The organism is Acetobacter aceti NBRC 14818 (assembly GCF_000193495.2).
Lineage (GTDB): Bacteria > Pseudomonadota > Alphaproteobacteria > Acetobacterales > Acetobacteraceae > Acetobacter > Acetobacter aceti.
The window spans coordinates 335065-348319 of the sequence record NZ_AP023410.1; the positions used below are offsets into that span (position 1 = coordinate 335065).

Here is a 13255-nt window from a genome sequence, read left to right on the forward strand (position 1 = left end):
CTTGTCTGAAGCGAGGAGAGGAAATCCCTGTGATCGATCTTGTTGATGCTGTTGTCGAACTGGCTGTTCTGGCCGTCAACAGAGCGGATGATGCCTCTATCTTTCCGGAAATTGACCGGATCCTTGGTCATGTGGCGCAATTTGATATTTCCGTAGTCTTTTCATATCCGCCATCAGGCAGGCCGGAAGTCCTTCATGACGGCCTGAAGGAAATATCGCTCCCAAACGCCATGGGAGACTATCTGGCGGGAGGGTATCTCCTCGATGCTGTCTATGTTGCCTGCAAGCAGGATTTGCCGGATGGACTTTATCGCCTGAGCGCATTGGCGCCTGATGCTTTTTTTGAAAGCGAGTATTTCCTCTCGCCACTCGTTCATCCCTGTATTTCAATGGAAAGCGGGAGCCTGGTGGAGGAAATTGCTTTTTGCGCGCGTGCTCCGGATGAAACGATACTTGTCTATTCCCTGATGCGATCTAGGGGTGGCGTGGTTTTTTCAGAGCAGGAGTTTGCCGGCCTCCTGTCATTTGCTCCACTCATCAACGCAATCATGATGCGTCAGTGGCTTCGCCACGTGAAACTGGAAGCATCGAAACAGGAGGGAGTGGAATTCAGTCGTGAAACCTTGAATGTCTCGTTTCGTAATTTCGAGCGTGAGAGGCTTTCCCCTCGTGAGCAGGATGTGGTGGCTCTTCTTTTGCGTGGCCATAGCTCATTGTCAGCTGCAAAAAACCTCGGAATTACCGAGGGAACTGTAAAAATCCATCGAAAAAACATATACTCAAAGCTTGATATTTCAAGTCAGAGCATGCTGTTTTCTCATTTTATCAAGTCCATGATCCGAAACTGAATCGAAAATTTCACCATTGTATTTTTTGAAAAGTATCGAGATGCCTAAATTTCAGGCGACACAACACGATGCTTCACCACCTCGCCGACAATGATCAGGGCTGGACTGCGGAAATCCTGTTCGACCGTTAGACGGGGCAGGGATGTCAGGTCGGCAGTAATCACGCGCTGATCGGGTTGGGTGCCTTTTTCAATGACGGCGGCTGGCCATGTGGGAGGCAGTCCGTGCGTAATCAGTTGTTCACACAAAGAGGCGATGCCGCCGAGACCCATATAGATGACCACTGTCTGGCCACGCAGCGCGATGGTGTGCCACGGCAGATCCAGCGTGCCATCCGCACGGGCATGGCCGGTCAGGAACAGGCACGACTGCGCGCAGTCCCGGTGCGTCAGTGGAATGCCTGACGACGCAGCGCACCCGTTGGCGGCGGAAATGCCGGGCACGACACGGAATGGGACGCCCGCTTCCATAAGCGCCTCGATTTCCTCGCCACCACGGCCGAAAATGAACGGATCGCCGCCTTTTAGACGCAGCACGCGTTCGCCTGCTTTTGCGCGTCGGATGAGTTCGTCATTGATGGACGGTTGGGGGAGGGCGTGGTTGCTTTTTTGCTTGCCGACAAAAATCCGTTCGGCGTCCCGACGCACACGATCCAGAATATCCGGCGGCAGCAGGTGATCATACAGCACGCTGTCAGCGTTCTGCATCAGCCGTAGGGCTTTCAGTGTCAAAAGATCGGCGTCTCCCGGACCTGCTCCGACGAGCCAGACTTCACCTCCGCCCTTTTCGTCTGACGCAAGACGATCGAGGGTTGCGGATGCTCCGGTTTCATCCCCGGCCAGTGCCTGTTCCGCACCCTTGCCATCGAGGAAGTTTTCCCAGACCCGGCGACGGGTCTCCGGCGACGGGTGGATCTGCGCCATTTTTCCGCGAGCACCCTGCATGAAGCGGGAGAGACGGCTGATGCCAGCAGGGAGCAGCGTTTCTATCCGTTCGCGGATGCGTCGGGCGAGCACCGGTGCTGCGCCGGAGGTAGAGATCGCGACCATGACCGGACCACGCCGCACAATGGCGGGGGTGATGAAGGAGGACGGGTCGGGGTCGTCCACGGCGCAGACGGGAATGTTCATCTTCTGCGCCAATTCTGCCGTGAGATGATTGACCGCCCTGTCGCTGGTCGCGGCGTAAACGAGTCTTGCGCCCGGCAACTGCGCCTCCAGCACCTCCCGAGACGCCTGTGTAGCGATGTGTTCCAGGCGGCCTGATTTCAGTGCTCTTTCAAGTTCACCGCACAGGGTCGGAGAAATCACGACAACCCGCGTGTCTGTCGCCAGCAGCAGCGACACCTTGTTTGCTGCAACCTCACCGCCCCCGATGACCAGTGTCTTTGTCGTATTGTCGAGGCGAAGCACGACCGGAAACCAGATGTTTCTTGATTCTGCGAGAAGATCGTTCGCGGTCATGGGGCTCCGGTTCAGGAAAGAAGGTTCAGCCTCGCTGGCTCAGGAGGCACATCAGGGTGAACAGACGTCGCGCCGTCGGCAGGTCCATGGCGATCTTGCCAGTGAGCCGTTCGACCAGTAGGTCCGCAGCCTCATCATGAACACCGCGTCGTCCCATGTCGATAGCCTGCACTTTTGTCCGGTTGCCTTCCTCCATCGCGGCTTCGAAACTGTCGATCATCAGGGCGTAATCCTTGATGAGGCGACGGAAGGGCGAGAGGGAGATTACATGCGCGTAGAGCGGCATGTCCTCCTCGTTCCGTACGTCGAAAACGAGCCCGGATAGTCCCTGCACGGCGATGTGCAGGATGAACGGCCCCGAGAGGCCTTCTGGGCGGAAATGGGCGGTCTGACAGAGATCGAGAATGGCCTGTTCGCGGTCCTTGCGACGCTCCGGGTGGGCGTCGGTGGCAGGGTCGAGCGTACTGTCGAGGACAACGGCCATCAGGGCATCCGGCCGGTCTGATGGAAGGGTAGGTTCGTCCCGATGGCCACGGTTGTGAAGAAGTTTTGTCACGCCTGCGTCTCCTCCCGCTTCCGGGATTCTGCCTGTTCTTGTTTTTATGGGCGGTGGTGCCGGTTTGGGCCGGGGAAGACACCGCTCTTTCAGGTTGACACAGACCGATCTGCAAATCTTGCAAATCCTACGGAAAAGTCAGGTAAATTTCTGTAAAATACCGCCGCCACATCACACTCACGTGATATCATTCGTGTGGTTGTTCTTGTCAGCGTCCGGCAGAGTGCTTATGAGGAGCCGCCAACGGTGGGGAACCCGCGGCAGAGTGTCACGACCGCCCTTCCACTGACCAACAGCGCCGATTAAAGCGTTGTGGTGTCGATTCCCGACATCTGTAAGGTCTGGGGAAGATGGTTTGGTCGGGGAAGCTGGACGCCTATTCTGTCCTGCGCATGAGACCGGGATGCCCGCAACACAGAGAGGGGTCCCGCGCGCCATGGCCATTTCACTTTACGATCGTATTACAGACGCCCTCGCATTTGACGATGTGCTGATGGTCCCTGCGGCGTCCGACGTGCTGCCTGCGCACGCCGATACCCGCACCCGGCTGACCCGCACGATCGACCTCAACATTCCACTTGTTTCCGCTGCGATGGACACTGTCACCGAATATGCGATGGCGATTGCCATGGCGCAGCACGGTGGTATGGGCGTCATTCACAAGAATCTGGAAGCTGAAGAGCAGGCCGAGCAGGTCCGTCGGGTGAAGCGCTTCGAATCCGGCATGGTCGTGAACCCGGTGACGGTCGGGCCGGAGCAGACGCTGGCCGAGGTTCGTGCGATCATGAGCCATCACGGTATCAGCGGTCTTCCGGTGGTACAGCCAGGCACGCAGGAACTGATCGGTGTTCTCACCAACCGTGACGTCCGCTTTGCGACCGACCCGTCCAAGAAAGTCAGCGAACTGATGACGCGCGACAATCTTGTCACCGTCCGTCACGGCGCTGACGCCAACGTGGCGCGCCAGCTGCTGCATACGCATCGCATCGAAAAGCTGCTGGTCGTTGATGACGCCAACCGCTGTGTCGGCATCATCACGGTCAAGGACATGGATAAGGCCGTGGCGCATCCGCTGGCCATCAAGGACGGTCTGGGCCGGCTGCGTTGCGCAGCCGCGACAGGCGTGGGCGATGACGGATTCAAGCGCGCTCAGTTGCTCATTGAAGCCGGTGTGGATGTGCTCGTGATCGACACCGCGCACGGCCACTCTTCGGGCGTGCTGCGGGCGGTTGAGCGCGTGAAGGCAGCGAACAGCGATGTGCAGGTCATTGCCGGCAATGTGGCGACACCGGAAGCGGCGCGTGCGCTGATTGAAGTCGGCGCGGATGGCGTGAAGGTCGGCATCGGTCCCGGTTCGATCTGCACGACCCGTGTCGTGGCTGGCGTCGGTGTGCCGCAGTTCTCCGCCATTCTGGAAACATCCGCTGCGTGTCATGAGCACAATGTTCCGGCGATTGCTGACGGCGGTGTGCGGACATCTGGCGATCTGGTGAAGGCCATTGCCGCGGGTGGTGACGTCGTGATGGTTGGTTCACTGCTGGCTGGCACGGACGAAGCGCCCGGCGAAGTCTTCCTGTATGATGGCCGTTCCTACAAATCCTATCGCGGCATGGGCAGCCTTGGCGCGATGGCGCGGGGATCGGCGGACCGTTACTTCCAACAGGAAGTGAAGGACACGCAGAAGATGGTGCCGGAAGGCATTGAAGGCCGCGTGCCTTACAAAGGGGCGATGGGTGCTGTGGTTCACCAGCTGGTTGGCGGTCTGAAGGCGGGCATGGGTTATACCGGCTCTGCCACTATTCAGGCGCTTCAGACCAATACCCGTTTCCGTCGCATCACTAATGCTGGCCTGCGTGAGAGCCACGTCCACGACGTGTCCATCACGCGCGAAGCACCGAACTACCGCCGCGACTAAGGCGACGTTTTATGGTGGAGAGGCTGAGGTCTCTCCACTTTTTGACTCCATCATTTCCAGACTTCGGATCAGGACGCAGGATACCCGATGACGCCTTCCGCCCGGCTTGCGGCCGCAATCGACCTTCTGACCGCAATGGATGCCGCGCCGCGCCGTCCTGCTGACGCTACCGCCAACAGTTTTTTCCGTGAGAGACGCTTTATCGGCGGTGGTGACCGTCGTGCGATTTCCGCCATTGTCTGGGACGTGTTGCGTCAATGGCGTCGGGCTGAGTGGCTGATCGCACAGGTTGGCGGTGAAGCGACACCGCGTCTGCGTGTTGCGGTCAGGCAGCTTCTGGCGGGCGAAAGCTTCGGTGACATCGCTCAGTCTTTTGTTGAAGGGAAGTTTGCTCCCGGCGCGCTGGCACGTGATGAACGTCGTTATCTGGAGACGCTTGCTGCCAACAGACTGGACGAGATGAGCATGCCGCGCGCCGTGCGTCTGGAAGTGCCGGACTGGCTGCTGCCGCATCTGGAAGCGACATTCGGCGAGACGCTGGAGACCGAACTGGCGGCCATGGCCGGGGAAGCCACGCTCGATCTGCGCGTGAATACGCTGCGAGGCGATCGGGAGGCTGCGCAGAAAGTCCTGTTGCGGGATGGTTTCCGCGCCGAGTTGACCGAGCTTTCTCCGTGGGGCCTGCGTCTGTCCGGGCGTCAGCCGGTCACGGCGAGCACGGCGTTCAAGGAAGGGCTGGTCGAAATTCAGGATGAGGGCAGCCAACTGGTTGTCGCCATGCTGGGCGCGCGCCCCGAGATGCGAATTCTTGATTACTGCGCGGGAGCAGGCGGCAAGACACTCGCTATTGCGATGATGATGCAGAATCGCGGGCATATCGTGGCCTGCGATGTATCGGTGCCGCGCCTTGAGGGAGCGGTGAAGCGTCTGCGTCGGGCGGGCATCCATAATGCCGAGCGACATCTGCTGGTACCGGGCGACAAGTGGGCCAAGCGTCGAGCGAAATCGTTCGATCGCGTTCTGGTGGATGCGCCCTGCACGGGAACGGGCACATGGCGACGTAACCCGGATGCGCGGGTCAGGCTGGAAGAGAACGATCTGAAGGAGCTGACCGTCAAGCAGGCGGAGATTCTGGATCGTTCGGCTGCGCTCGTGCGACCCGGCGGGCGACTGGTCTATGCGACCTGCTCGATCCTGAACGCCGAAAACAGCGACCAGATCACGGCGTTCCTCGCCCGTCATCCTGACTTCGTGTCGGTTGTGCCGGGTGCACCGGAAGTGCCGGCATCTCTGGCTGGTTCATCCATGCTCTCATTGACACCGGGTAGAAATGGCACGGACGGTTTCTTCGCTGCCGTGCTGGAACGCAAGGAATAAGAGAGCAGTCTTCTGATTTGAAGACTGTGACAAAAACAGGATTGAATCAGCTAGATGGACAAGTATGGTGTCGTTGCGCTCCGATACTGGTCAATTTCATTGAGTAATATCAAGACGAAGGTTGAGTCGGCATAAAAACTGCCTGATATTATAATTCATGCAGTTTTTATGTCGGTTTATTGGCAATTGACTTGTTTTCGTAAGCTGGTTTTCTCTGAAGTGCGATTAATTTCGAAATAAAAAAACTTATCTATTGTTTTTCCGTTGTCGCGGAATGTTATTGAAAGTAACGGCGGGTCGGTCTCCGGCGACTGCCGATGGAGAAAAGATGGTCAATGTATCGTCAGGTAGTCCATACCGGCATAAGCGGTTCAACATCATCATGACGCTGATTGACGATATTGTAGTTGACAGGAAATCGTGTCGGATTGTTGATCTGGGAGGAACTCCAGATTACTGGCGCGATTTTCCAGCGTTTCAGGAACGGCCAGAGATTACAGTCCTAGTGATTAATCTGGTTCAGTATACCAGTGATGACACCCGAATACAGTGTATTGTTGGTGATGCGACTTCTCTCCCTGATTTGGCGGATAACACATTTGATCTTGTTCATTCCAACAGCGTGATCGAGCATGTCGGGACGTTGGAAGATATGAAGCGTATGGCTCAAGAAGTGCGTCGTCTTGCTCCGGTTTATTATGTTCAGGCTCCGAATTACTGGTTTCCCTATGAATTCCATACCTGCATGATCGGGTTTCACTGGTTGCCAAAGGTGTTTCGGCTGTTTCTTGTACGTCGGTTTTCCTGCGGGCATTATCCGCGCGCCAGAAACGCAGCCGAAGCTCAAGCCTATGTCGCGGACGCGAATAGTGTTACGGATCGACAGATACGAACCCTGTTTCCCGATGCGGAAATCAAACCGGAAAATTTTTTTGGGCTGACAAAAAGCTGGATGGCAATCAGGCGATCTTCACGCTCTGCTTCGATGTGAGACTGACCATTTGACCGGAACGGCTGAGAACGTCATCATGACGCCATGATCCTGCTGATCGACAATTATGACAGCTTCACCTTCAACCTCGTCCATTATTTTGGCGAGTTGGGGGAGGAGTGTGAAGTCCATCGTAACGACGCCCTGAGCGTTGAAGAAGTGGCCGCCCGCAAGCCGGAAGCCATCGTGCTCTCACCCGGTCCCTGCACGCCGAACGAGGCGGGCATCTGCTGTGACGTGATCCGCGCGCTCGCGCCGACGACCCCGATTCTGGGTGTGTGCCTCGGACATCAGGCCATAGGACAGGTCTTTGGCGGCAAGGTGGTCCGTGCGCCGGAGCCTGTGCATGGCAAGGTCTGGCCAGTCTATCACGAGAACACGGATGTGTTCGCAGGGCTACCGAATCCGGTCAGCGTCACGCGCTATCACAGTCTGATTGTGGAAGCGTCAACGCTGCCAGAGGTTCTGGAACGGACGGCGTGGACGGAGGATGGCATCATCATGGGGCTGCGTCATCGCCAGTATCCTGTGCATGGGGTGCAGTTCCATCCGGAAAGCATCGCCTCGGAAGGCGGTCATGACATGTTGCGGAATTTCCTGACGATGGCGCGCACGTGGAATGACACGCGGCGGGTGGCGTAGGGCTGTTTCGATGACCACAGGATTTCGGACATGAGCGGACCGGCGACGATTCCGGCTGAGGAGCCGCAGACAGCGGCACGCGAGCGGTTTCGGGTCATTCTGCGTCATATCGCTACGGGCAAGCCTCTCTCCGAGGCTCAGGCGGAAGAAGCCTTCGGGCTCGTCATGGATGGCGTTGCCGATGGAGCGCAGATTGCAGCGCTGCTCATGGGAATGCGCGTCCGTGGAGAGACGCAGGACGAACTGCTCGGTGCCGTGAAGGCCATTCGCTCCCGGATGAAAGCCCTGCACGAACCACCGCCGGATGCGATCGACGTCTGCGGCACGGGTGGTGACGGCCATGGCACGCTCAATGTGTCCACGTCCGTTGCGTTCGTGCTGGCGGGGCTGGGGGTGCCAGTAGCCAAGCACGGTAATCGGGCGCTGTCTTCCAAGGCTGGCGCGTCTGACGTGCTGACAGCGCTTGGCGTGCCTCTGAAGGAGGATGTCGCCACGCTGGGAGCGGATCTGCGTGAGAGAAATCTGACGTTCATGGCTGCTCCGCACCATCATCCCGCCATGCGTCATGCTGCGGGTGTGCGGCGGGCGCTTGGTGTGCGGACCCTGTTCAATTTCGTTGGACCTCTGGTCAATCCGGCCCGCGTGACCCGTCAGTTGGTTGGCGTGTCCGATGCGGCATGGCTGGCGCCAATTGTTGATACGCTGGCGAAGCTTGGCTCGACGCGGGTATGGGCGGTCTGTGGCGAAATCCCGGGTTCATCACTCCGCTGGATTGACGAGATCACGCTGGCTGGCCCGACCTATGTCGAAGCGTTTGAAGGGGGGGTACGTCATCGGTTCACCCTTGAGCCGGAAATGGCAGGACTGACCCGTGCGCCTGTCTCCGCGATTGCGGGAGGAGGGCCTGACGAGAACGCCAGAGCGCTGGAGGCCTTGCTTCGCGGATCTCGTGGTCCATATCGTGATACGGTGCTTTTCAATGCTGCCTGTGGCCTGCATATTGCGGGGAGAGGGCAGGTTCTGAATGGCGCCGGTCAAGTGGATAGGGATGTTCTGTGCAGGCTGGTGAGTCTGGCGGCATCCTCTATCGATAGCGGCGCGGCTCTGGCCTCGCTGGAAGCAGCTCGCGGAGTTACTGGATAAAACCGCAAGATCACTTTATAGGGATATGCTATCCCGTAGCGGTGTAATGTTGCTGCACAGGGCGCGCCATTCTGCGGCGCGTGAAATGGCTCTGAATATCGCATGAGCGTGCTCAGCCAGCGATAAAGTCATCCATGTTCATTTACGAGACGGAGACATGATGAACGAGACATCGGATCAGGTGCCAGTCGCGACCAATGCTGAGGCATGTTCCGAGCCATCGGATGTTCTTGGCCGGATTGTGGCGCGCACGAAGGTGGAGGTGGCTCACCGTTCGACGCTGCTGAGTCTGAAAGACATCACGGCGAAGGCTCTGGAGACGCAGTTTACCTCGCGTGGTTTCGGACGGGCGCTCAAGGACAAGACCGCTGAGATGGTTCCCGGCTTTATCGCCGAAATCAAGAAAGCCTCTCCCTCGGCAGGTCTGCTGCGTGATCCGTATGATCCTGTCGGTATCGCCAAATCCTATGAAGCGGCTGGTGCGGCCTGTCTGTCTGTTCTGACGGAAAGTTCCTGCTTCCATGGGAGCAATGACGATCTTATCGCCGCGCGTGCTGCCTGTGAGCTTCCTGTGCTTCGCAAGGATTTCATTATCGATCCGTGGCAAGTTTATGAGAGCCGGGTGATCGGTGCGGACTGCATTCTGCTGATCATGGCGATTCTGACGGATGAGGAAGCGGCGGCGCTGGTCGATCATGCCAAGGGTCTCGACATGGATGTGCTGGTTGAAGTCCATTCGGAAGAGGAACTGAACCGGGCGCTGGCGCTCGATACGTCGCTGATTGGGATCAACAACCGTAATCTCAAGACCCTGACCACTGATCTCGACATGACCATCCAGCTCGCGCCTCTCGTGCCGCCGGACAAGATCATTGTGTCGGAAAGTGGCATCAAGACGGCAGAAGATGTGAAACGTCTTTCAGCGGTGGGAGCCAGTGGTTTCCTCGTCGGTGAATCGCTTCTGCGGGCTCCTGATCCGGGTGAGGCGTTGAAGGCTCTGATGAAGCCAGTTGCCTGATTGGGAAAGCTCGTTAAAGCGTAAGTCTCGACCACACAGGTTGTTTCACAAGCAATTGGTTGTCTGTTGTGGTCATTCACTTTTAAAAATCTGTTTCCAAGCAAGCTTCAGGCAAGAAACATGTATGCTCTGAAAGAGGAAACAAAGCATCAGTTTGCGAAAACACTCAATAAACTGTCTACAGTCTGAGCGAGTAAGAGTCTGACCCGAAAGTTTTTCAACCCTGACTATATTTTGCTGTTCGTCGTGTGAGCATTCGGATTGAGGCGGTCAGTGTCCACGCGGTTGATCCTGAAATCACGCCACTTTCCGTGGTTTTCACCGACTGGCTGTCAATCATACTGGCTCTCAGAGAAACTTTGCGCCCCTCGATCTCCCGGCGCATGACCAGTACTATTCGTTGACCTCGAACAGTCAGGCATCTCGCCAAGCAGAGAAGCAACGCCGGACAGTCGAGATCGATGGAAAGCATTCCACCCACATCTCGTCATTAAACACAACAAAAAACGCCTCTTCCAGGCGTGCTACCCGGAAGAGGCGTCAGAACTCGGAAGGCCGCCTTAATTAAAAATGCAGCGCTCCGTCATAAGCCGCCAGCACGGCTTCGTGCATCGACTCAGAGATTGTCGGATGCGGGAAGATGGTTTCCTTCAGCTCCGCTTCCGTCAGTTCTCCACTGCGAGCGATGACATAGCCCTGAATCATCTCCGTCACTTCCGCACCGATCATGTGCGCGCCCAGCAACTCGCCGGTCTTGGCGTCAAACACGACCTTCACCAGACCTTCCGGCTCGCCCATGGCAATCGCCTTGCCATTGCCGATGAACGGGAAACGACCAACGCGGACCTGATAACCGGCTGCCTTCGCCTTGGCTTCCGTGTAGCCGACCGAAGCCACCTGTGGACGGCAATAGGTGCAGCCCGGAATCTTCGTCACATCGATCGGATGCACATGATTGCCAGCAATCGCTTCAACGCACATGACCGCCTCATGGCTCGCCTTGTGCGCCAGCCACGGAGCGCCAGCCACGTCACCGATGGCGAATACGCCCGGCTCACCAGTGCGGCAGAGATCGTCCGTCACGATATGCGTGCGATCCACGACAATCTTCGTACCTTCCAGACCGATATTCTCGACATTGCCGACAATACCCACGGCTGAAATCACGCGATCGAACGTGTAGGTTTCCTTCTTGCCACCTGCTTCGATCTCGACCGAGACGTCCTTGTCGGACTTCTTCAGCGTGCCGAGTTTCGCGCCGGTGAGGATTTTCATCCCCTGCTTCTCGAACGCCTTGCGGGCGAGACCGCTGATTTCCTCATCCTCAACCGGCAGCACGCGATCCGCGACTTCCACCAGCGTCACTTCGGAACCCATGTTGCGATAGAAGGAGGCGAACTCCGTGCCGATCGCACCGGAGCCGATCACCAGCAGGCGCTTCGGCAGTTCATCCGGCACAAGCGCCTCGCGGTAGGACCAGACAAACTTGCCGTCCGGCTCCAGCCCCGGCAGCGTGCGGGCGCGGGCACCAGTCGCCAGAATGACGTTCTTCGCCGTCAGCGTGACCGACTTGCCGTCCTTCAGTGCCACGGCAAGCTTGCGCTTCTTGCCATCCGTTCCAGCCAGCTTCGCAAAGCCGTCGAAAACCGGAACCTTCGCTTTTTTCAGCAGATGGCCCACGCCGCCTGAAAGCTGCTTCGACACAGCGCGCGAACGGGCCACGACCTTCTGGAAATCGAAGCGTGGATTATCCACGGCAAAACCGAACTGCCCGAGATCATGCAGCAGGTGATTGATTTCGGAAGCGCGCAGCAGCGCCTTGGTCGGGATGCAGCCCCAGTTAAGGCAGATGCCGCCAAGATGGTTGGCTTCGACAACCGCGACCGAGAGTTTCAGCTGTGCCGCACGGAGAGCCGCCACATAGCCGCCGGGACCGCCACCCACAACAATCAGATCAAAATCGGTGGTGCTCATATGATATTTCCTGATTGAGCGTCGGGCGGGCAGGAACTACTTCTTGCCCGCCCGACGGAACGGCCTGTCAGACGACGAGCGTGAACGGGTTTTCCACCACTTCGCGGAACCCTGCGGTCCACTTGGCGGCCAGAGCGCCGTCAATGGCGCGATGATCGACCGAGAGCGTCACGGTCATCACCGTAGCCACACCCAGCGACCCGTCCGCCTTCACAACCGCACGCTTCTCACCGGCCGCAATGGCCAGAATACCAGCCTGTGGCGGGTTGATGATCGCCGAGAAAGAACTGACGCCGAACATGCCCATGTTGGAGATCGAGAACGATCCACCCTGGAACTCTTCCGGCTTCAGCTTGCCCGCACGCGCACGGGACGCGAGATCTTTCATCTCGTTGCTGATCTCACGCAGCGACTTGCGATCAGCCTGACGGATGATCGGCGTAATGAGACCATCCGGGATGGACACGGCCACCGAGATGTCCACGTCGTTATACTCGATGAGCGCCTCGTCCGTGTAGGAGACGTTGACGCCCTTCACACGACGCAGGGTAACGGCAGCAGCCTTGATCAGCAGATCGTTGACCGACAGCTTGAACGCATCCGGCCCCTCGGCGGGTGACGCCGCGTTGAGCTGGCTACGCAGAGCGAGCAGCGCATCGAGCTGCACGTCAACCGAGACGTAGAAGTGCGGAACAGTCGTCTTCGATTCCGTCAGACGACGGGCGATGACCTTGCGCATGGTGGAATGCGGCGTGCTGGTCGAACCACCCGGCGTATAGGCTGCCACAGGCGCGGACTTCGCCGCCGAAGCACCGCCGCCAGCCTTTGCCGCCTCCACGTCCTTCTTGACGATACGGCCATTCGGACCGCTGCCTTTCAGGGTGGACAGGTCGATACCCGCATCCTTGGCAATCCGCTTGGCCAGAGGAGAAGCGAACACGCGGTTCCCCTTCTCCACAGGAGCCTTCACCTGCGGCGCAGGTGCAGCAGCCTTTGGCGCAGGAGCCTCGGCCTTTGCTGGTTCGGCTTTCTCCGTCTTGGGCGCGGCAGTGGACGAGCCTTCCGGCACCGCCTCACCTTCCTCGACCAGAATGGCGATGGGCGTGTTCACCGCCACACCTTCCGTGCCTTCCGGAATGAGGATCTTGCCGAGAATACCCTCGTCCACGGCTTCGACTTCCATCGTCGCCTTGTCCGTCTCGATCTCGGCAATCACTTCACCAGAAGAGACCGTATCGCCCTCTTTCTTGTTCCACTTCGCCAGCTTGCCTTCGGTCATGGTCGGCGAGAGAGCGGGCATCAGGATATCGATAGCCATGATGTCTTTC

Annotated in this window: 11 protein-coding genes and 1 pseudogene; 7 read left to right on the forward strand and 5 right to left on the reverse strand. The window is 58.1% G+C overall.

The window, feature by feature from the left end; genetic code table 11:
- The first annotated feature begins 29 nt into the window (after positions 1-29).
- The gene (locus tag EMQ_RS01570; RefSeq protein WP_018308573.1) at positions 30-848 is read left to right on the forward strand and encodes a helix-turn-helix transcriptional regulator; all 819 of its coding nucleotides are present in this window, start codon (positions 30-32) and stop codon (positions 846-848) included.
- Between the two features lie 44 nt (positions 849-892).
- On the opposite strand, the gene cysG is transcribed toward EMQ_RS01570, so the two are convergent.
- Positions 893-2311 carry a siroheme synthase CysG gene (gene cysG, locus EMQ_RS01575; protein ID WP_010668263.1) on the reverse strand — a complete coding sequence of 473 codons (1419 nt, stop codon included), beginning with the start codon at positions 2309-2311 and terminating at the stop codon, positions 893-895.
- A gap of 25 nt (positions 2312-2336) precedes the next feature.
- A complete protein-coding gene (locus tag EMQ_RS01580) occupies positions 2337-2867 on the reverse strand; it encodes a UPF0262 family protein (RefSeq protein ID WP_010668264.1) in 531 nt (176 codons plus the stop codon).
- A gap of 436 nt (positions 2868-3303) precedes the next feature.
- On the opposite strand from EMQ_RS01580, the gene guaB reads away from it, so the two are divergent.
- From guaB to trpC, 6 genes are all read left to right on the forward strand, one after another.
- Complete coding sequence (guaB, locus tag EMQ_RS01585) at positions 3304-4782, forward strand: IMP dehydrogenase (RefSeq protein ID WP_010668265.1); 1479 nt, start codon at positions 3304-3306, stop codon at positions 4780-4782.
- An 87-nt stretch (positions 4783-4869) separates the two neighbouring features.
- Entirely contained in the window at positions 4870-6159 is a 1290-nt protein-coding gene (locus tag EMQ_RS01590; RefSeq protein WP_018308572.1) for an RsmB/NOP family class I SAM-dependent RNA methyltransferase, read from the forward strand.
- A gap of 382 nt (positions 6160-6541) precedes the next feature.
- On the forward strand, positions 6542-7150 hold the full coding sequence (locus EMQ_RS01595) for a class I SAM-dependent methyltransferase (RefSeq protein ID WP_197980100.1): 609 nt from the start codon (positions 6542-6544) through the stop codon (positions 7148-7150).
- Between the two features lie 45 nt (positions 7151-7195).
- Positions 7196-7792 carry an anthranilate synthase component II gene (locus EMQ_RS01600; RefSeq protein ID WP_010668440.1) on the forward strand — a complete coding sequence of 199 codons (597 nt, stop codon included), beginning with the start codon at positions 7196-7198 and terminating at the stop codon, positions 7790-7792.
- 30 nt (positions 7793-7822) lie between these two features.
- Positions 7823-8935, forward strand: coding sequence for an anthranilate phosphoribosyltransferase (gene trpD / locus EMQ_RS01605; protein ID WP_010668438.1), 1113 nt, complete (start codon positions 7823-7825; stop codon positions 8933-8935).
- 157 nt (positions 8936-9092) lie between these two features.
- A complete protein-coding gene (trpC, locus tag EMQ_RS01610) occupies positions 9093-9953 on the forward strand; it encodes an indole-3-glycerol phosphate synthase TrpC (protein ID WP_010668437.1) in 861 nt (286 codons plus the stop codon).
- 280 nt (positions 9954-10233) lie between these two features.
- On the opposite strand, the pseudogene EMQ_RS17450 reads toward trpC, so the two are convergent.
- From EMQ_RS17450 to EMQ_RS01625, 3 genes and pseudogenes are all read right to left on the reverse strand, one after another.
- A pseudogene (locus EMQ_RS17450) lies at positions 10234-10344 on the reverse strand (IS5/IS1182 family transposase); the annotation flags it as partial.
- Positions 10345-10517: 173 nt separating this feature from the next.
- Entirely contained in the window at positions 10518-11927 is a 1410-nt protein-coding gene (gene lpdA / locus EMQ_RS01620; protein WP_018308569.1) for a dihydrolipoyl dehydrogenase, read from the reverse strand.
- Positions 11928-11994: 67 nt separating this feature from the next.
- Positions 11995-13245: a pyruvate dehydrogenase complex dihydrolipoamide acetyltransferase gene (locus EMQ_RS01625; protein WP_018308568.1), complete on the reverse strand. Its 1251-nt coding sequence runs from the start codon at positions 13243-13245 to the stop codon at positions 11995-11997.
- Between the last annotated feature and the right edge of the window lie 10 nt (positions 13246-13255).

What these genes read in the sequence shown, in the direction of transcription:
- trpC (WP_010668437.1), top strand. Translation starts at nt 9,093, where the DNA reads ATGATGAACGAGACATCGGATCAGGTGCCAGTCGCGACCAATGCTGAG.
- EMQ_RS01590 (WP_018308572.1), top strand. Translation starts at nt 4,870, where the DNA reads ATGACGCCTTCCGCCCGGCTTGCGGCCGCAATCGACCTTCTGACCGCA.
- guaB (WP_010668265.1), top strand. Translation starts at nt 3,304, where the DNA reads ATGGCCATTTCACTTTACGATCGTATTACAGACGCCCTCGCATTTGAC.
- trpD (WP_010668438.1), top strand. Translation starts at nt 7,823, where the DNA reads ATGAGCGGACCGGCGACGATTCCGGCTGAGGAGCCGCAGACAGCGGCA.
- EMQ_RS01600 (WP_010668440.1), top strand. Translation starts at nt 7,196, where the DNA reads ATGATCCTGCTGATCGACAATTATGACAGCTTCACCTTCAACCTCGTC.
- EMQ_RS01595 (WP_197980100.1), top strand. Translation starts at nt 6,542, where the DNA reads ATGACGCTGATTGACGATATTGTAGTTGACAGGAAATCGTGTCGGATT.
- EMQ_RS01625 (WP_018308568.1), bottom strand. Translation starts at nt 13,245, where the DNA reads ATGGCTATCGATATCCTGATGCCCGCTCTCTCGCCGACCATGACCGAA.
- cysG (WP_010668263.1), bottom strand. Translation starts at nt 2,311, where the DNA reads ATGACCGCGAACGATCTTCTCGCAGAATCAAGAAACATCTGGTTTCCG.
- lpdA (WP_018308569.1), bottom strand. Translation starts at nt 11,927, where the DNA reads ATGAGCACCACCGATTTTGATCTGATTGTTGTGGGTGGCGGTCCCGGC.